Source organism: Mesorhizobium sp. WSM4823, from assembly GCF_055811195.1.
The window spans coordinates 34,912-52,746 of record NZ_JBVVQL010000016.1; the positions used below are offsets into that span (position 1 = coordinate 34,912).

16 protein-coding genes are annotated in these 17,835 nt (G+C 62.5%); all 16 read left to right on the top strand.

Annotated features, from left to right (window positions below):
- Positions 1-55: 55 nt before the first annotated feature.
- The 16 genes from ccoN to AC0L26_RS27895 all read left to right on the top strand — a co-directional run bounded on the left by ccoN (position 56) and on the right by AC0L26_RS27895 (position 17,818).
- On the top strand, positions 56-1,684 hold the full coding sequence (gene ccoN, locus AC0L26_RS27820; protein ID WP_473635449.1) for a cytochrome-c oxidase, cbb3-type subunit I: 1,629 nt from the start codon (positions 56-58) through the stop codon (positions 1,682-1,684).
- Entirely contained in the window at positions 1,675-2,406 is a 732-nt protein-coding gene (gene ccoO, locus AC0L26_RS27825) for a cytochrome-c oxidase, cbb3-type subunit II (RefSeq protein WP_473635450.1), read from the top strand. The genes ccoN and ccoO overlap by 10 nt, the downstream gene beginning before the upstream one ends.
- 12 nt (positions 2,407-2,418) lie before the next feature.
- Positions 2,419-2,568 (top strand): CcoQ/FixQ family Cbb3-type cytochrome c oxidase assembly chaperone, encoded by a 150-nt coding sequence (locus AC0L26_RS27830; RefSeq protein WP_027164059.1) that lies wholly within the window; start codon positions 2,419-2,421, stop codon positions 2,566-2,568.
- A 2-nt stretch (positions 2,569-2,570) separates the two neighbouring features.
- Positions 2,571-3,434: a cytochrome-c oxidase, cbb3-type subunit III gene (gene ccoP / locus AC0L26_RS27835; RefSeq protein WP_473635451.1), complete on the top strand. Its 864-nt coding sequence runs from the start codon at positions 2,571-2,573 to the stop codon at positions 3,432-3,434.
- Between the two features lie 176 nt (positions 3,435-3,610).
- Complete coding sequence (ccoG, locus tag AC0L26_RS27840) at positions 3,611-5,125, top strand: cytochrome c oxidase accessory protein CcoG (protein ID WP_473635452.1); 1,515 nt, start codon at positions 3,611-3,613, stop codon at positions 5,123-5,125.
- Positions 5,122-5,619 (top strand): FixH family protein, encoded by a 498-nt coding sequence (locus AC0L26_RS27845; protein ID WP_473635453.1) that lies wholly within the window; start codon positions 5,122-5,124, stop codon positions 5,617-5,619. Before ccoG ends, AC0L26_RS27845 begins: the two co-directional genes overlap by 4 nt.
- Positions 5,616-7,886 carry a cation-translocating P-type ATPase gene (locus AC0L26_RS27850; protein ID WP_473635454.1) on the top strand — a complete coding sequence of 757 codons (2,271 nt, stop codon included), beginning with the start codon at positions 5,616-5,618 and terminating at the stop codon, positions 7,884-7,886. Before AC0L26_RS27845 ends, AC0L26_RS27850 begins: the two co-directional genes overlap by 4 nt.
- On the top strand, positions 7,883-8,038 hold the full coding sequence (ccoS, locus tag AC0L26_RS27855; protein ID WP_473605918.1) for a cbb3-type cytochrome oxidase assembly protein CcoS: 156 nt from the start codon (positions 7,883-7,885) through the stop codon (positions 8,036-8,038). The genes AC0L26_RS27850 and ccoS overlap by 4 nt, the downstream gene beginning before the upstream one ends.
- Positions 8,039-8,749: 711 nt before the next feature.
- Positions 8,750-9,931, top strand: coding sequence for a 5-demethoxyubiquinol-8 5-hydroxylase UbiM (gene ubiM / locus AC0L26_RS27860; protein WP_473635493.1), 1,182 nt, complete (start codon positions 8,750-8,752; stop codon positions 9,929-9,931).
- A 289-nt stretch (positions 9,932-10,220) separates the two neighbouring features.
- Positions 10,221-10,622, top strand: coding sequence for an NUDIX domain-containing protein (locus AC0L26_RS27865; protein ID WP_473635455.1), 402 nt, complete (start codon positions 10,221-10,223; stop codon positions 10,620-10,622).
- A complete protein-coding gene (locus tag AC0L26_RS27870) occupies positions 10,619-11,329 on the top strand; it encodes an isopentenyl transferase family protein (protein ID WP_473603322.1) in 711 nt (236 codons plus the stop codon). The genes AC0L26_RS27865 and AC0L26_RS27870 overlap by 4 nt, the downstream gene beginning before the upstream one ends.
- Positions 11,330-12,746: 1,417 nt before the next feature.
- Positions 12,747-13,949 (top strand): cytochrome P450, encoded by a 1,203-nt coding sequence (locus tag AC0L26_RS27875; protein WP_473635456.1) that lies wholly within the window; start codon positions 12,747-12,749, stop codon positions 13,947-13,949.
- Between the two features lie 94 nt (positions 13,950-14,043).
- Positions 14,044-15,333 carry a cytochrome P450 gene (locus tag AC0L26_RS27880; RefSeq protein ID WP_473605915.1) on the top strand — a complete coding sequence of 430 codons (1,290 nt, stop codon included), beginning with the start codon at positions 14,044-14,046 and terminating at the stop codon, positions 15,331-15,333.
- A gap of 1 nt (position 15,334) precedes the next feature.
- Complete coding sequence (locus AC0L26_RS27885; RefSeq protein WP_473605914.1) at positions 15,335-15,643, top strand: ferredoxin; 309 nt, start codon at positions 15,335-15,337, stop codon at positions 15,641-15,643.
- Positions 15,630-16,475, top strand: coding sequence for an SDR family oxidoreductase (locus AC0L26_RS27890; protein ID WP_473605913.1), 846 nt, complete (start codon positions 15,630-15,632; stop codon positions 16,473-16,475). The genes AC0L26_RS27885 and AC0L26_RS27890 overlap by 14 nt, the downstream gene beginning before the upstream one ends.
- Positions 16,475-17,818, top strand: coding sequence for a cytochrome P450 (locus AC0L26_RS27895; protein ID WP_473605912.1), 1,344 nt, complete (start codon positions 16,475-16,477; stop codon positions 17,816-17,818). The genes AC0L26_RS27890 and AC0L26_RS27895 overlap by 1 nt, the downstream gene beginning before the upstream one ends.
- Positions 17,819-17,835: the final 17 nt, after the last annotated feature.

Consider the following 17,835-nt stretch of genomic DNA (forward strand, 5'->3'; position numbering starts at 1 on the left):
CGCAATTGATGCACAGCGGATTGGGCGTCCGCCCGATTCGGGATCAGGATTTGCGATGAAATTCGGGACAGCTATCGTCGTGGTGGGCTTGTTTGCTTTTGCAGCCCTGGTGGCTGCCGGCTTCGGCATTGACGGACCTTTCCGCCAGCACATGTGGGTGCTGTTTTTTGCCCTTACTGCCTTCACCGGGGTCTTGTTGCGCCACACGGAGTTCAAGCCGGCAACTCCGATCGACCGATCCGCTTATATGGACGATCCGATCCGCTACGGCGCCATCGCCACCATGTTCTGGGGCGTCATTGGCATGCTGGTCGGCGTGGTCATCGCGCTGCAGCTGGCCTATCCCGATCTCAACATTCAGCCTTGGTTCAATTTCGGACGCTTGCGGCCGCTGCATACGTCCGGCGTCGTCTTCGCCTTCGGCGGCAACGCGCTGCTATGCACGTCGTTGTACGTCGTGCAACGCACCTGCCGCGCCCGCCTGTTCGGCGGTGATCTCGCCTGGTTCGTGTTCTGGGGCTATCAGCTTTTCATCGTCATGGCCGCGACGGGCTATCTGCTCGGCATCACGGAAAGCCGCGAATACGCCGAACCCGAATGGTATGTCGACATCTGGCTGACCATCGTCTGGGTCGCTTACCTCATCCTGTTCCTCGGCACGATCCTGAAGCGCAAGGAACCGCACATCTACGTCGCCAACTGGTTCTATCTGTCCTTCATCGTCACCATCGCGATGCTGCACGTGATTAACAACCTGTCGATGCCGGCCTCTCTCCTAGGCTCCAAGAGTTACTCCGCCTTTTCCGGGGTCCAGGATGCCCTGACGCAATGGTGGTACGGCCACAACGCCGTCGGTTTCTTCCTCACCGCCGGCTTCCTCGGCATGATGTACTATTTTGTGCCCAAGCAGGCGAACCGCCCGGTCTATTCCTACCGGCTGTCGATCATCCACTTCTGGGCACTGATCTTCCTTTACATCTGGGCCGGGCCGCACCACCTGCATTTCACCGCTCTGCCCGACTGGGCGCAGACGCTCGGCATGGTGTTCTCGATCATGCTGTGGATGCCGTCATGGGGCGGCATGATCAACGGCTTGATGACGCTATCCGGCGCCTGGGACAAGCTGCGCACCGATCCGATCATCCGCATGATGGTGATGGCCGTCGCCTTCTACGGCATGTCGACCTTCGAAGGCCCGGTGATGGCTATCAAGGCGATTAACTCGCTGTCGCATTATACCGACTGGACCATCGGTCACGTGCACTCCGGCGCGCTCGGCTGGGTTGGCATGATTTCTTTCGGCGCGATCTACTACATGGTTCCGAAGCTCTGGAACCGCGACAGGCTCTATTCGCTGCGGCTGGTCACCTGGCACTTCTGGCTGGCGACGCTCGGCATCGTCGTCTACGCCGCGGTCATGTGGGTGTCCGGCATCATGCAGGGCCTGATGTGGCGCGAATACGACGAGCAGGGCTTCCTGGTCTACTCCTTCGCCGAAACTGTCGCCGCCATGCACCCCTACTATGTCATGCGCGCCATTGGCGGCGCCATGTACCTCTCCGGCGCCCTGATCATGGCCTGGAATATCGCCATGACCATCCTCGGCCACCAGCGTGAGGAGAGGCCGATGTCGGGTGCCGCGCCTGTCCTGCAGCCTGCCAGGGAGCCAAACCGATGGGCTTGATGGACAAACATGCCATTATCGAGAAGAACGCCACCCTTCTTCTCGTAGGCTCCCTTCTTGTCGTGACCGTCGGCGGCATCGTCGAGATCGCACCCCTCTTCTATCTCGACAACACGATCGAGAAGGTGGAAGGCATGCGTCCCTACTCGCCGCTCGAACTCGTCGGCCGCAACATCTATGTGCGCGAGGGCTGCTATGTCTGCCACAGCCAGATGATCAGGCCGTTCCGCGACGAGGTCGAGCGCTATGGCCACTACAGCCTGGCAGCCGAGTCGATGTACGATCACCCGTTCCAATGGGGGTCGAAGCGGACGGGGCCAGATCTGGCCCGGGTCGGTGACCGCTACTCCAATGCATGGCATGTCGCGCATCTTTCCGATCCACGTTCCGTGGTGCCGGAATCGATCATGCCCAGCTACGCGTTCCTCAAAGACGCGCCGATCGACGTGAAAGACTTCTCGACCCATTTGGTAGCCAACTGGCGAGTCGGGGTGCCCTATTCGGACGACATGATCGCCCATGCCAATGCTGACCTGATGACACAGTCCGATCCGAATGCCGACACGTCGGGATTGTTGGCGCGCTATCCGAAAGCAAAGGCGGGCGACTTCGATGGCAATCCGCAACAAGTCACCGAAATGGACGCCCTCGTCGCCTATCTGCAGATGCTCGGCACGTTGGTCGATTTCAAGAACTACGACGAAGCCGCCGGCTACCGCTGAGGAGTGTTTTCCATGGATTACAATTTGATGCGGGAGTTTGCGGATAGCTGGGGTCTGCTTGCCATGGCGCTTTTCTTTGCGGGGGCAAGTGTCTTCGCGCTCCGCCCCGGAAGCCGCGCTCTGGCCGACGAAGCTGCCCGAATTCCGCTTCAGGACGAGTGATCATGAGCGAGGAGCATATCGATGAAATCTCTGGGGTCCCAACCACCGGCCACGAATGGGATGGCATCCGGGAGTTGAACAACCCGCTTCCGCGTTGGTGGATCACCATCTTCTACGTCACCATCGTCTGGGCGATCGGCTACACGATCGCCTATCCGGCATGGCCGCTGCTGCACTCGGCGACGACGGGTGTTCTCGGCTATTCGAGCCGCAATGACGTCAAGCACGAGCTGGCGGATGCGGAAGCAGCGAAGGGCAAATACCTCGCGGCGGTGGAGTCGAAAAATGTCTGGGAAATCGTCTCGGATGATGCCCTGCGCGAATTCGCCATTGCCGCCGGTAGCGCCGCCTTCAAGATCAATTGCGTCCAATGTCATGGCTCCGGCGCCCAAGGTTCCAAGGGCATTCCCAATCTCAACGACGACGACTGGCTATGGGGCGGCAAGGCCGAGCAGATCCAGCAGACAATTACGCACGGCATCCGCTTCGCGTCCGATCCGGACACGCGCCTGTCGGAAATGCCTGCCTTTGGCGACATCATAGCCGCTGACCACATTGCTCAGGTCAGCGCCTACGTCGCCAGCCTTTCCGGCGAGGTCCAGGACGCAAGTCTGATCGAGCCCGGCGCCAAGGTCTTTGCTGAAAATTGCGTGGGCTGTCATGGCGACAATGCAAAGGGCAACAAGGAGCTCGGCGCGCCCGACCTGACCGATGCGATCTGGCTCTATGGATCCGGCGAGGCAGCCATCGCCGCGCAGGTCCGTGCACCGAAACAGGGAGTCATGCCGGCCTGGGTCGGCCGTCTCGGCGAGATCAAAGTCAAGGAACTTGCGGTCTATGTCCATTCGCTTGGCGGCGGAGAATAGGAAGGAAAGCCCTATTCTCGGCCTCCCCCTGCCAAGCGACGAGGCCCGGCGCGAGCCGGGCCTCGACACCATTTGGGCTGCGCCGCATCATCAATGCGGCACGCTTCGGACATCGGCTGGGAGTGGAGACGCATGTGTGCAGTAGTACGCGAATAGAACGGCTCGAAGCCTCGGCCATGAATTCCCCCAATCCGCGCCAGCCGCATTATGCCAGAGGCAAGAAAATCTTCCCCAAGCGCGCCTCAGGCAGCTTTCGCCGCTTCAAATGGCTGGTGATGGCGATCACCCTTGGCATCTACTACCTGACACCGTGGTTGCGATGGGATCGAGGTCCATTTGCCCCAGACCAAGCCGTGCTCCTCGATCTCGCCAACCGGCGCTTCCACTTTTTCTTCATCGAGATCTGGCCGCACGAATTCTACTATGTGGCCGGCCTTCTGGTCATGGCCGGCGTCGGTCTTTTCCTGATTACCTCGACTGTCGGGCGTGCCTGGTGCGGCTATACATGTCCGCAGACCGTATGGGTCGATCTGTTTCTGGTCGTTGAGCGCGCCATCGAGGGTGATCGCAACGCACGCATGAAACTCGATGCCGGCCCGTGGACCGCCCGCAAGCTTGCGCTGCGGGTTTCGAAGCACGCCATCTGGCTGGTCATTGGGGCGGCGACCGGCGGCGCCTGGATCTTCTACTTTGCCGATGCACCGACACTGCTCGGCGAACTCTTCACCGGCACCGCGGCACCCGTCGCCTACATCACCGTCGCCGTGCTGACGGCCACGACCTATACGTTCGGCGGGCTGATGCGCGAACAGGTCTGCACCTACATGTGCCCATGGCCACGCATCCAGGCGGCCATGCTCGACGAAAGTTCGCTCACCGTCACCTACAATGACTGGCGCGGCGAACCGCGTTCGCGTCATGCCAAGAAGGTGCAAGCCGCGGGACAGTCGGTCGGCGACTGCGTCGACTGCAATGCCTGTGTCGCGGTCTGCCCGATGGGGATCGACATTCGCGACGGCCAGCAGCTCGAATGCATCACCTGCGCGCTTTGCATCGACGCCTGCGACGGCGTCATGGGCAAGCTCGGCAGGGAACGCGGACTGATTTCCTACGCAACGCTCTCCGATTACAACGCCAACATGATGCTGGCGAAGGGCGGCGCCAGTTCAGTCAACCCGTCGCTGGTCAGGACCGCTGATGGCCTGTTCTCCGACAAGGTGGCGCATTTCCATGTCAGCAAGATCTTCCGGCCACGCACCTACGTCTACATGGGTCTGTGGTCGCTGATCGGCCTGGGCCTGCTCTATTCGCTGCTGACGCGCGATCGGCTCGAAGTCAACGTGCTGCATGACCGCAATCCGCAATTCGTCACGCTGTCCGACGGCTCGATCCGTAACGGCTACACCGTCAAGCTGCTCAACATGATCCCCGAACCGCGGACCATTGTTGTCACTATGCAGGGCTTGCAAGGGGGCCAAATGAGCGTGGTCGGGGACGACATCAAGGCAGGCCGCTCCTTCGCCATCCCAGTCGAGCCCGATCGCCTGAAAATGCTGAAGGTCTTCGTGCGCCAGCCGGCCGAACAAATCCGTGGCGCAGCGCAAACCTTCACGTTCCGTGTCGAGGACAAGTCGAGCTTCGAGGCGGACGAATACACCGCCACCTTCAACGCCCCGGAGATCGTCCGATGACCGCCAACGCTGAAAAACCCCGCGAATTCACCGGCAGGCACATGCTGGTCATCATCCTGGCCTTTTTCGGCGTGGTCATCGCGGTCAATCTGACCATGGCCACGCTCGCCAACACGAGCTGGACCGGACTGGTCGTCGAAAACACCTATGCGGCGAGCCAGCAATTCAACAAGAAGGCCGAGGAGGGGCGCGCGCAGGCAGCCCTTGGCTGGACCGGCAAGCTGACCATTGCATGGGGCGAAGTTCACTACGGCCTTACCGACGCCGCCGGCAAGCCGGTTCCCTTGCACGGCGTCAAGGTGCTGTTTCGCCATCCCGCATACGAGAAAGAGGACAAGTCGGTCACCCTCGCACCCTCCTCGGGCCAGGAATTCGCAGCCCGGCACATGCCGAAGGACGGCGTCTGGATTGTCGAAGTCGACGCCGACGCCGGTCTGGATGAACCGTATCGCGACGTCCGCAGGATCATGATTTCCAATGGAGCGCTGCAATGAGTTGTTGTGCACCGGGCGCCGAAATGGCGCTTGATCTGGTCAACACCGGATCGGTCCTGCCGTCCAGCCAAGAGATCAGGCTGGCGAGCCGATCGCTTGGCGATGATCTCCGCCAGACCGATCTTTCAGTACCGACGGTTCATTGCGCGGCCTGCATCCAGGCGATCGAGACGGCGCTGGGAAAGCTCGATCAAGTGGAGAGCGCTCGTGTCAACCTGTCGACGAAGCGGGTCGCGGTCCGCTGGCGTGGAAACCAGGTACCCCCATTCGTCGCTGCGCTGGGGCGTCTGGGCTACGAGGCGCATCTGTTCGACCCTGAGGTCGACAACAACGACAAGACGCTCTCCGAGCTGATCCGCGCCCTTGCTGCCGCCGGCTTTGCGGCGGGCAATATCATGCTGTTTTCAGTCTCGGTCTGGTCCGGCGCCGAAGGCGCAACGCGGGATCTGTTTCATTGGGTCTCGGCGCTGATCGCGATCCCGGCACTGGCCTTCGCGAGCGGCATCTTCTTCCGCTCGGCCTGGAATGCGCTGCGTCACGGCCGCATGAACATGGATGTGCCGATCGCGGTCGGGGTGTCCCTCGCCTACGTCATGAGCCTCTACGAGACGATCAACCATGGCGACCACGCCTATTTCGATGCGTCGGTGTCGCTGCTGTTCTTCCTGTTGATCGGCCGCACGTTGGATCACGTGATGCGCGAACGTGCCCGGACCGCCGTGAAAGGCCTGTCCCAGTTGGCCGCACGTGGCGCCATGGTGCTGCGCGGCGACGGCGCACGCTCCTATCTGCCGGTTGGCGAGATCGAACCCGGCATGCTGCTGTTGATCGCAGCCGGTGAAAGGATACCCGTCGACGGCAAGGTCTCTCGAGGGACGTCGGACCTGGACTGTTCGCTTGTCTCGGGCGAGAGCACGCCCCGAAGCGTTGCAGCAGGCGAAGCCGTGCAGGCTGGTGTCCTCAACCTAACCGGCCCGCTGACGATTGAGGCGACAGCCGCCGCGAAAGATTCGTTTCTGGCGGAAATGGTTCGGCTGATGGAGGCTGCAGAGGGCGGCCGGGCGCATTATCGCCGGATCGCTGATCGCGTTTCGGCGCTCTACGCGCCCGTGGTTCATCTCACCGCCTCCGTGACATTTCTGGGCTGGATGGCAGCGACCGGCGACTGGCACCGGGCGATGACGATCGCCATTGCTGTTCTCATCATCACGTGCCCCTGCGCGCTCGGCCTCGCCGTACCGATCGTCCAGGTGGTCGCGGCGCGGCGCCTGTTCGAGAACGGCATCATGGTCAAGGACGGTTCGGCCATGGAGCGCTTGGCGACGATTGATACAGCGGTGTTCGACAAGACCGGAACGCTCACGCTCGGCCAGCCCCGGCTGGTCAATGCATCGTCGATCGATCCGGCCATGCTGGCAGTCGCGGGAGACATGGCTGCGCATTCGCGTCACCCGTTTTCAAAGGCCATAACCGGCTTTGCCGCTCCTGGCGGGCAACACAAATTCGATGCCGTCACCGAGCATCCAGGGTTTGGAATCGAAGCCACTGTCGCCGGAAGTATCTGGCGGCTGGGTCGACGCGGATGGGCTGGATGGAAGGCCCGGACCGGCTATGGCGGAACGGTGCTGACAAGAGACGGGTTCATTGTCGCGACCTTCGATTTCGAGGATGCGCTGCGCGCCGACGCGGCGGCGGCGATCAAGCGATTGAACGATGCCGGGGTGTCGATGCAAATGCTGTCGGGCGATACTGCCGGCGCCTGCGGTGAAGTTGCAAAAATGCTGGGTGTCGAGGACTTCGTCCCGTGCCTGCTGCCGTCAGGCAAGGTCGAACGCATCGAGACCCTGGCGAAAGACGGACACAAGGTTCTGATGGTTGGCGACGGCCTCAACGACACGCCGGCGCTGAGCGCGGCGCATGTCTCGATCGCTCCGGCCACCGCCGCCGATATTGGCCGCAATGCCGCCGACTTCGTCTTCCTGCGTGAGAGCCTTCTGGCAGTCCCACTGGCGCTGGACGTCTCGCGCCAGGCAGGACGCTTGATCCGGCAGAACATCGTCATCGCGATCGTCTACAATGCGGTCGCGGTACCGATCGCCATCCTCGGACACGTTACGCCTTTGATAGCGGCGATCGCCATGTCCGCCTCGTCACTGCTTGTCATTGGCAATGCGCTGCGGCTGCAAGGCTTTGCACCGAACCGGATGACGAGAGTTTCGTCGACAGCTGCTGGTTCCGGCATTCATGCATCGGCGCAGCCATCGTGACGACGCTTGTCTACCTCATTCCGGTGGCTTTGTTTCTCGGCGCGCTGGGGCTGTCTGGCATTGTGTGGGCCTTGAGGAGTGGTCAATATCAAGATCTCGACGGCGCCGCCGAGCGGATCCTCATCGACCAGGACGACGATCTGGAACGCTGAATGAAGCCGCTGTCCATGTTCTGGAACAAGGTGCGGATGCTCAGCAGCTTGCAAATCCCAGGCCCGAAAAGCCTCTCTCAGGCAGTGATTGCGTGCCAGTCCACGTGCGGAGTTGGCGGCGTAGGGGTTGCGAGTGCGAGATCGCGATCACCAGTTAGCGGAGCCCGCGCTACCTTCCAACGCGTCTGGCTGATCCAGATCAGGACTATCTCCTCATTACCGTGGTTTATCGGCCCTGCAAGGGAGAACGAATGCTCAGTGGAGTTTGGTCGCCAGTGTCACCGTCTCGACGGTTTTGGCTTTTCACCGTAGTGGTCGGCTCTGCTGCTTCGAGGAGCCGCGCGCGCTTTCGATCAAAACGGCCGCGAAGAATGAGCAGAGCCAGATTAGGCGATGTGGGAGCGCGGGCGGCGGCCAGATCATTCCGCGGGTCTGGGCTGACGCGCGCCGACCATGTGCGCAGCGTGATTGTGGCGCTTCGCCCATCAACAGCCGGCACTGTGAGAAACTCGCTTGCTGGCTGGCCTTACGCTTGGCTGCGAGGAGACTATGACTGGTGCAATGATGCGCGTCCGCGGTTGAACCGATGGTATGCTTCGGGTTTTACTGCCCTGCGCCTTGGGGCGATGCAGCCGCCCGTTGGCGGCGCACAGCACCGGTCCGAGCGTAACCTGCATCTGCCCTGCACAATCCACCCATGGCGGTACGGTGATGTGCAGCCCTAACCCTAGCTTCGATATTGTTGTCGTGGGAGCCGGGCCGGTCGGCCTTTCATTCGCCGCTTCGCTCGCCCAAAGCCAACTCAAGGTGGCAGTTGTTGAACAGAACTCCATCGACCGTCTCGCGAATGCGCCTTTCGATGGCCGCGAAATCGCTCTGACTTCCGCCTCCATCAGAATCCTTCGCCAGCTCGGCGCTTGGGATACGATCCCAGCTTCGGAGAAATCGCCGCTTTATGGCGCGCGCGTGCTCAACGGTTCGAGCGCTTTCGCACTGCGTTTTGACGCTCCCACAGCGTCTGGAGAACCCCTCGGAATCCTGGTCCCGAACTGCCGCATTCGCGATGCGTTGTTCAAAGTCGTTCGGCTGCGTGATGATCCACTTCTGCTGTGCGGCCACCCGGTTGTCCGTGCAACGACCAGCCACAAAGGAGCAGTGATAACGCTTTCTGACGGCATGCAGTTGAGCGCCAGGCTTGTTGTTGCCGCGGATTCGCGCCTGTCGCCAACGCGTGATCTGCTCGGCATCGGCGCCGACATTAATCGGCTTGGCCACTCGATGCTGATCTGCCGGGTGCGACATGAGGGCGCCCATCACCAAGTGGCAACCGAATGGTTCGATCATCATCAAACGATAGCGATGTTGCCTGTCGGGGAGGGGATGTCCTCGTTGCTGCTCACTCTGCCCTCAAGCGAGGCAGACAGACTGCTTGCCTTCAACGACGATTTGTTCCTCTTGGAATTGACGAACCGGTGTCGAGGCCGTCTCGGGAAGATGGAATTGGCAAGCAACCGCCACACCTATCCGCTGGTCACCACGTGGGCGCACAAATTCAAGGCTCCGAGCGCGGCACTCATCGGGGACGCTGCTATCGGAATGCATCCGGTGACTGCGCATGGCTTCAACATCGGTCTCAGCAGCCAAAAGCAACTTGCCGATGCAGTCTTAACTGCAAGGCGCCACGGCCGTGACATTGCCGATCCCGCCATGCTGCACAGATACGAAAGGTGGCTGCGCCTGTCTGCGGCGCCTCTCTACCATGCTACGAATATACTCGTCGGTCTCTACTCGAGCGAGCAACCGGTGGCACGGCTTGCACGCCATGCTGGGCTTCGGTTCGCCCAACATGCTCCCCTTGTCCGGCATGTCATCTCGGCCATGCTCAAACGATGAAAGCACCAGATTTGAAATCCTTCCCCGAGCGGCGAAGCTCGACACCATATAGCCTAACCGTGTTCTTTCCTTGTACCGAGCTGCAGCGCCAGTCATCGCTCGTTCATTCGGTTCAGTCTTCTGCAAACAGATGAGGAGGCCCTAGGGCACGGCTGCGATACCGGCTGGGAGCGGCTCCTCCAAGTCCCGCTGGAAAAAGTCGTGCTCGTCGATGACGAGGACAAGGTAACTGTTAAATAAAAGAGGCTTCTGCACCAAGCATTGTCGATTTTTTTGGTCAATAGGTCGGTTGGAATTCTATGCAGCGTCGGGCGGCAGTGAAGTATCACTCGCGGGTTGTTGGTATAATATGTTCTGCGGTCATCCCCGATCAAGTGAGGCGACTTTGACTGCCGCTCACCGCCGGCTCGAAGAAGAGATGGGACTTGATTGCCGACAGCGGCCAGCCGGCGCGTTTCAATATGAGGCGCGCGTCGAACCTGGACTGCTCGAGCGCGAAATTGATCATTTGTGCGTGGCTGTATGCAACGGGATCCCGGCGCGCAACCCGGCTGAGGTAAGTGACTGGACCTGCCTTCCTCCTCCGACACTCTCCCGATATCAGAGTGAGAAACCTTCCGAGTTTACTCCTTGGCTACAATACGCGTTTGCGCACGTCCGGAATCATCGTCTTGCTGCTGCGCTGTCATGAGTCCGCGACTGCACCTCATTATTGGACCGACGACGGCCGGCAAAACCGCCGCGTCCCTCGAACTCGCTCAGCGTACGGGCGCGCCGGTGCTCGTTCTAGACCGAATTCAATGCTATCCCGAACTCGCTGTCGGAAGCGGCCGACCCTCAAACGCCGAACTGCGGTTCACCCGTAGAATCTACCTTGCCCAAAGGCCAGTTATTGCTGGAGAGATCTATGCCGCAGAGGCGAACTCCCTGTTGCACGATCATGTTGCGCAATTTGATCAGCACGTGCCGTTGCTTATCTTGGAAGGCGGCTCGGTTTCACTCCTGCGGGCAATGGTCGCCGATCAGAAATGGAAAGCGCACCGCTGGACTTACGAACGCCTCCACTTGAAGACACGCGCGGACTACATTGCCAAAGCGAGGTCGCGCGTCCGTGAAATGTTAGCTCCCGTAAATGGTTGCCGCTCGATGCTTAACGAGATTGGTCAATTGTGGCCTGACCCGCGCTCGCATGTGTTCCTGCGAGGCCTCACGGGCTACCGTACAGTCATAGCGTATGCCGAAACCCTAGGAATCGCACTGGGCGACCTCCCGCGTGCGATCCAGCCAACTCAGATCGTCTACCTTTCTCAGGCAATCGCGCTTGAGTATCTGGCGCATGCTCGCTGGCAGGAACGTGAATTTCCCTGCATTCCTGCGGCGTGGAAGAGCGGCAGGTGAAGAGTGTCGACCTGAGCCGCAGTTGAAACGAATCAGAAATATAAAAAACCACGTCAATGAGCTCGCCGGCGACGCCCATTAATTGCTGACATGCCGCTTGCGGCGTTCGCCCTGGCGATGATCTCGGCATGCGACTCGAACAAGCTGACCAGCCTGTCGCCGGCCTCACTACCTTTTCAGCCAGAGTCCGCTCCTTCTGCAACATCTCTCCAATCAGCGGCTGGGGGCGGCCATGGCCTGCCAGTTCGCAGGCTGGACCCGCCGCTGGCGCCTGCCTTGCCGCCTGCTCGACATAGCCGGGGGGCTTGCCCGGTCATCTTGACCAATTGGCGGTAGGGGCTTGCCCCCTTTAGGCGGCAGACTTGATCGTCTGCCCTGCTCCTTCGCCGCGGGCAACGATCGTGTTATGGGATCGCACTTTTCTTCGAAGGCTTGGCCGGGCAACGAGACCAGCCGCAACGCTCCGCCTCTGCCGGTCGACGAGCGCAACGAGTTGGCAGTCATTCATAATCAGGACAGCGTAGGGGCCGATGAGCACGCGCCGGCCAAGCGCAAAAGCGGTCGGTCTGTGCGGTAGGTAAGTGAGAGAGCTGGGCGGTAAGCCCAACCGTGCCCAGCTCACGGCCGGCGCGACGTGTTCACCCAAACGCTTACGGCTCAGGTCGCTCCTTCTGTGATCAGTTTCGGCCGACCGTCTCGACGATGGCCTTCGCCAATTCCACGTTTTCATCGACGGCTTCGCTGCAGCAGAGGCCGCGCTAGCGAATCTCCGTCGATACGTTGCCAGTCACACGATCCTTCAGCAGATCATCTGCATGACATCCGAAATGGGTCCCGCGAGGCAGGCGTTATCATCGAGCAGGCCTCGTTCGCCCCAGATGACTACATGAGGGGTGGCCCTTGGTTCAAAAAGGTCAGCCGGCCTGCCATCGTTCCGGGACAGACAACTCATGAAGTCGCCAGTCTGGCGTGAGCGCTTTCCGACCTGTTCTGTCGCCTTTTGTCGGGTCCGCGACACCGACCTATTTCGCCGAGCTGTCTGGCCTCAGGCTAACTCACTGAAAATAATAAAATATTTTTTCCTCTGCTGGGTCGCCAAATTGGCACGAGTTTTGAAACTCCTTCGTTGCAAGCCGGAGCCGCCGAAAATGTCAAATCCGCATCAGATAGCATTCTATGGAAAGGGAACCCCGGCGAAAACGCCGCTGCCAAACAGGCTGCCGCCCTCTTCGACCCTTGCGAACGAAATGTCGATGGCCGGCTACGACTCAAAGGCCGGCCTACCACACTCGCCGTATCCTGAATTCGAAGGCGCAGGATAAGTCGGCTACGCCGCGGACGTCCACATGCCGTCTCGCGTAATTGGCTGCCCGCAGCGCCTTTCGCCCTTCCATAGGTTAGAGACTGAAGTGCCACGATGTCCCAAAAACCACTGCCGACGTTGCCGATGTGGCGCGTCGATCACATCGAGCCCTCGCCCGAGATGTTGGCGCTACGCGCCAACGGTCCGATCCACCGCGTGCGCTTCCCGTCCGGGCACGAAGGCTGGTGGGTGACAGGCTACGACGAGGCCAAGGCGGCGCTGTCCGATGCGGCGTTCCGCCCCGCGGGAATGCCGCCAGCGGCATTCACCCCGGATTCAGTAATTCTCGGTTCGCCGGGGTGGCTGGTCTCGCACGAGGGGGGCGAGCACGACCGGTTACGCACGATCGTGGCGCCGGCCTTCAGCAACCGCAGGGTGAAACTGCTCGCGCAGCAGGTCGAGGCGATCGCCGCGCAGTTGTTCGAGACGCTGGCCGCCCAGCCCCAGCCCGCCGACCTGAAGCGCCACCTCTCCTTTCCGCTTCCGGCCATGGTCATCAGCGCGCTGGTTGGCGTGCCCTATGAGGATCACGCTTTTTTCGCCGGACTGTCCGACGAGGTGATGACGCATCAGCATGAAAGCGGTCCGCGCAGCGCGTCTCGCTTGGCTTGGGAAGAACTGCGCGCCTACATTCGCGGCAAGATGTCGGACAAGCGCCAGGATCCGGGCGACAACCTGCTGACGGATCTGCTCGCGGCGGTCGACCAGGGCAAGGCGTCCGAGGAAGAGGCGATCGGCCTGGCTGCGGGCATGCTGGTGGCGGGGCACGAGAGCACCGTTGCGCAGATCGAATTCGGCCTGCTGGCCATGCTCCGCCATCCGCAACAGCGCGAACGCCTGGTCGGCGATCCATCCCTGGTGGACAAAGCGGTGGAGGAAATCCTGCGCATGTACCCGCCGGGCGCGGGCTGGGACGGCGTCATGCGCTATCCGAGGACCGATGTGACTATCGCCGGCGAGCATATTCCCGCGGAGAGCAAGGTGCTCGTCGGCCTGCCGGCGACGTCGTTCGATCCGCGCCATTTCGATGACCCGGAAATCTTCGATATCGGACGCGACGAAAACCCGCACCTGGCGTTCTCCCACGGGCCGCACTACTGCATTGGCATGGCGCTGGCCAGGCTGGAACTCAAGGTGGTGGTCGGTTCGATCTTTCGGCGCTTTCCCGGGCTGCGCCTGGCCGTGGCGCCCGAAGCGCTGAAGTTGCGCAAGGAGATCATCACTGGCGGGTTCGAGGAGTTCCCGGTGATCTGGTGATGCGCGCACGCCGCCCGAAATCGCGATCTTCTCTGCAATTTGCCGGCGCGCCTAGAACGCGCCGGTCAGATCAGCAAGCCAACAGGTAATCAAGATGGACGTGCAAGAAACCACGGCAGCATGCCGGGATGCCTTCGCCGAACTGGCGTCGCCAGCCTGTATCCACGACCCCTATCCGTTCATGCGGTGGTTGCGCGAGCACGATCCGGTGCATCGCGCGGCGTCGGGCCTCTTTCTGTTGAGCCGTCACGTCGATATATATTGGGTGCTCAAGGCCACGGGCGATGCGTTTCGGGGACCAGCGCCGGGCGAACTGGCGCGCTATTTCCCGCGTGCGGCGACCAGCCTGTCGCTCAGTCTGCTGGCGTCCACGCTAGCGATGAAGGAACCACCGACGCATACGCGTCTGCGCCGGCTGATCTCGCGCGATTTCACTATGCGCGAGATCGACAACCTGCGGCCGAGCATCGCGCGCATCGTCGCAGAGCGCCTGGACTGCATGGCGCCCGCGCTGGAGCGGGGGGAGGCGGTGGACCTGCATCGGGAATTCGCGCTGGCCTTGCCCATGCTGGTCTTCGCCGAACTGTTCGGCATGCCCCAGGACGACATGTTCGGGCTCGCCTCCGGCATCGGCGCCATTCTGGAAGGCCTGAGCCCGCAAGCCAGCGATCCCCAGCTCGCCACGGCCGACGCGGCCAGCGCCAGGGTGCAGGCCTACTTCGGCGACCTCATACAGTGCAAACGCACCGATCCCCGCCACGACATCGTGTCGATGCTGGTCGGCGCACACGACGACGATTCGGACACGCTGTCGGATGCGGAGCTGATCAGCATGCTGTGGGGCATGCTGCTGGGCGGTTTCGCCACCACTGCTGCGAGCATCGACCATGGGGTCCTGGCGATGCTGGCGTTTCCCGAACAGCGGCACTGGCTTCAGGGGGACGCCGTGGGAGTGAAGGCATTCGTCGAAGAGGTCCTGCGCTGCGACGCGCCCGCCATGTTCAGCTCCATTCCGCGTATCGCCCAGCGCGACATCGAACTGGGCGGCGTGGTAATCCCGAAGAACGCGGACGTGCGCGTGCTGATCGCGGCCGGCAATCGCGACCCGGACGCCTTCGCCGACCCCGACCGCTTCGATCCCGCGCGGTTCTACGGCACCAGCCCTGGCATGTCGAGCGACGGGAAGATAATGCTGAGCTTCGGCCACGGCATCCACTTCTGCCTCGGTGCGCAATTGGCCCGAGTGCAGTTGGCCGAGAGCCTGCCGCGGATCCAGGCGCGCTTTCCCACGCTGGCATTGGCCGAGCAGCCGACCCGGGAGCCCTCCGCGTTCCTCAGGACGTTCCGCGCGCTGCCGGTGCGGCTCCATGCGCAGGGGGGCTGAGATGCGCGTCGTGGTCGACCAGGATCTGTGCGGAACCACCGGGCAGTGCGCGCTGACGCTGCCGGGCACCTTTCGTCAGCGCGAACCGGACGGAGTGGCCGAATTATGCGTGGCGACGGTCCCGCAGGCGCTGCACGCCGCCGTGCGGCTCGCGGCCAGCCAGTGCCCGGTCGCCGCCATTCGGGTCATCGAAAGCGACGCTAGCGATGACGAGCGCGCCGGCGCCGACCCTGCGCCTTCTCCGGCGGAGGCTGAGCGGCACGCCGCGAAAGACCAAGGCAACTCAGGAGGACACGGTGGGACGGTTTGAAGGCAAGGTGGCCGTGGTGACCGGCGCCGGCGCCGGCATCGGCAAGGCATGCGCCCTCGCCATCGCACGAGAGGGCGGCAGAGTGGTGGCGGCCGACATTGATGGCCCGGCGGTCATCGCCTGCGCCGCGCAGATCGCGGCCGAAGCGAGCCACGCGCTGGCCCTGGCCGCGGACATCGCCGATGCGGAGGCGGTGGCAGCGCTATTCGAGACGGCCGAGCGGCACTTCGGTGGGGTCGACCTGCTGGTGAACAATGCCAGCGCTATGCATCTGACCCCACGCGACTGCGCGATCCTCGACCTGGACCTGGCGGTCTGGGATGAGACTATGGCGACCAATCTGCGCGGCACGCTGCTCTGCTGCCGACAGGCCATCCCACGGATGATCGCCCGCGGCGGTGGCGCGATCATCAACATGTCGTCGTGCCAGGGGCTCAGCGGTGACACCGCGCAGACGTCCTACGCCGCGTCGAAGGCAGCGATGAACATGTTGTCGGCCTCGCTCGCCACCCAGTACGGTCATGCGCAGATTCGCTGCAACGCTGTTGCGCCGGGTCTCATCATGTCCGAGCGTCTCCTCGCCAAGCTGGACGAGTGCATGCAACGGCATCTGCGCCGGCACCAGCTCCTGCCGCGCGTCGGCCGCCCCGAGGACGTGGCCGCGCTGGTGGCGTTCCTGCTCTCCGAAGATGCTGCGTTCATTACCGGCCAGGTCATGTGCGTCGACGGCGGCATGCTGGCGCATGTGCCGACGTTCGCCGACGGTGGCAACAGCCCCCCAGCGCGGCCTGCCGGCGGCATCCCCGAAGCGGCCGCGGCGCCGCGCTGCTGATGGACATGCTGCTCAACCCACTGGACCGTCGGCACCGGCTGCGGCACGACATTCCAATCATGCCCGGCGCTTTCCCCTTGGTCGGGCATCTTCCCGCCATCGTCTGCGACCTGCCGCGCCTGCTGCGGCGCGGGGAACGGACGCTGGGCAGCCACTTCTGGCTGGATTTCGGCCCCGCCGGACACCTGATGACCTGCGTGGATCCGGATGCGTTCGCACTGCTCCGGCACAAGGACGTGTCCTCGGCGCTGATCGAAGAGATCGCGCCCGAATTGCTTGGCGGAACGTTAGTAGCCCAGGACGGCGGCCCGCACCGCCAGGCGCGCGATGCGATCAAGGCGGCGTTCCTGCCCAAGGGGCTGACCCAGGCCGGCATCGGCAACCTGTTCGCGCCCGTCATCCGAGCGCGGGTGCAGGCGTGGCGCGACCGCGGCGACGTAACCATCCTGCGCGAAACCGGCGACCTGATGCTCAAGCTCATCTTCAGCCTCATGGGAATCCCCGCGCAGGATCTGCCGGGCTGGCATCGAAAGTACCGGCAACTGCTGCAGTTGATCGTCGCGCCCCCGATCGACCTTCCCGGACTGCCCTTGCGGCGCGGCCGCGCCGCCCGCGACTGGATCGATGCGCAGTTGCGCCAGTTCGTCCGCGACGCGCGCGCGCATGCCGCGCGCACCGGGTTGATCAACGACATGGTGAGCGCCTTCGATCGCAGTGACGATGTGCTCTCCGATGACGTACTGGTTGCCAACATCCGCTTGCTGCTGCTTGCCGGTCACGACACCACCGCCTCGACGATGGCCTGGATGGTGATCGAGTTGGCTCGGCAGCCTGTGCTGTGGGACGCCGTGGTCGAGGAGGCGCTACGCGTGGGCGCGGTACCGACCCGGCACGCGGACCTGGCGCAGTGTCCGGTCGCCGAGGCGCTGTTCCGCGAGACGCTGCGCATGCATCCGGCGACCACGCTCCTGCCGCGTCGCGCGCTGCAGGAATTGCAACTCGGCCAACGACGCATTCCGGCGGGCACCCATCTGTGCATCCCGCTGCTGCATTTCTCGACCTCGGCGCTGCTGCACGAGTCGCCTGATCAGTTCCAACTGGCGCGGTGGCTTCAACGCACAGAGCCGATCCGGCCGGTGGACATGCTGCAGTTCGGTACCGGCCCACACGTCTGCATCGGCTACCACTTGGTATGGCTGGAAATGGTGCAGTTCTGCATCGCCTTGGCGCTGACCATGCACGGGGCCGGGGTGAGGCCGCGGTTGCTGAGCGGTGTCGAAAAAGGCCGACGCTATTACCCGACCGCACATCCGTCCATGGCAGTCCGCATCGGATTCTCATGAGCTGGCATCGCATGCCC

Excerpts from the sequence above, each read along its gene's own strand:
- ccoN (WP_473635449.1), top strand. The coding sequence starts at position 56 with ATGAAATTCGGGACAGCTATCGTCGTGGTGGGCTTGTTTGCTTTTGCA.
- ccoO (WP_473635450.1), top strand. The coding sequence starts at position 1,675 with ATGGGCTTGATGGACAAACATGCCATTATCGAGAAGAACGCCACCCTT.
- AC0L26_RS27830 (WP_027164059.1), top strand. The coding sequence starts at position 2,419 with ATGGATTACAATTTGATGCGGGAGTTTGCGGATAGCTGGGGTCTGCTT.
- ccoP (WP_473635451.1), top strand. The coding sequence starts at position 2,571 with ATGAGCGAGGAGCATATCGATGAAATCTCTGGGGTCCCAACCACCGGC.
- ccoG (WP_473635452.1), top strand. The coding sequence starts at position 3,611 with ATGAATTCCCCCAATCCGCGCCAGCCGCATTATGCCAGAGGCAAGAAA.
- AC0L26_RS27845 (WP_473635453.1), top strand. The coding sequence starts at position 5,122 with ATGACCGCCAACGCTGAAAAACCCCGCGAATTCACCGGCAGGCACATG.
- AC0L26_RS27850 (WP_473635454.1), top strand. The coding sequence starts at position 5,616 with ATGAGTTGTTGTGCACCGGGCGCCGAAATGGCGCTTGATCTGGTCAAC.
- ubiM (WP_473635493.1), top strand. The coding sequence starts at position 8,750 with ATGTGCAGCCCTAACCCTAGCTTCGATATTGTTGTCGTGGGAGCCGGG.
- AC0L26_RS27870 (WP_473603322.1), top strand. The coding sequence starts at position 10,619 with ATGAGTCCGCGACTGCACCTCATTATTGGACCGACGACGGCCGGCAAA.
- AC0L26_RS27875 (WP_473635456.1), top strand. The coding sequence starts at position 12,747 with ATGTCCCAAAAACCACTGCCGACGTTGCCGATGTGGCGCGTCGATCAC.
- AC0L26_RS27880 (WP_473605915.1), top strand. The coding sequence starts at position 14,044 with ATGGACGTGCAAGAAACCACGGCAGCATGCCGGGATGCCTTCGCCGAA.
- AC0L26_RS27885 (WP_473605914.1), top strand. The coding sequence starts at position 15,335 with ATGCGCGTCGTGGTCGACCAGGATCTGTGCGGAACCACCGGGCAGTGC.
- AC0L26_RS27895 (WP_473605912.1), top strand. The coding sequence starts at position 16,475 with ATGGACATGCTGCTCAACCCACTGGACCGTCGGCACCGGCTGCGGCAC.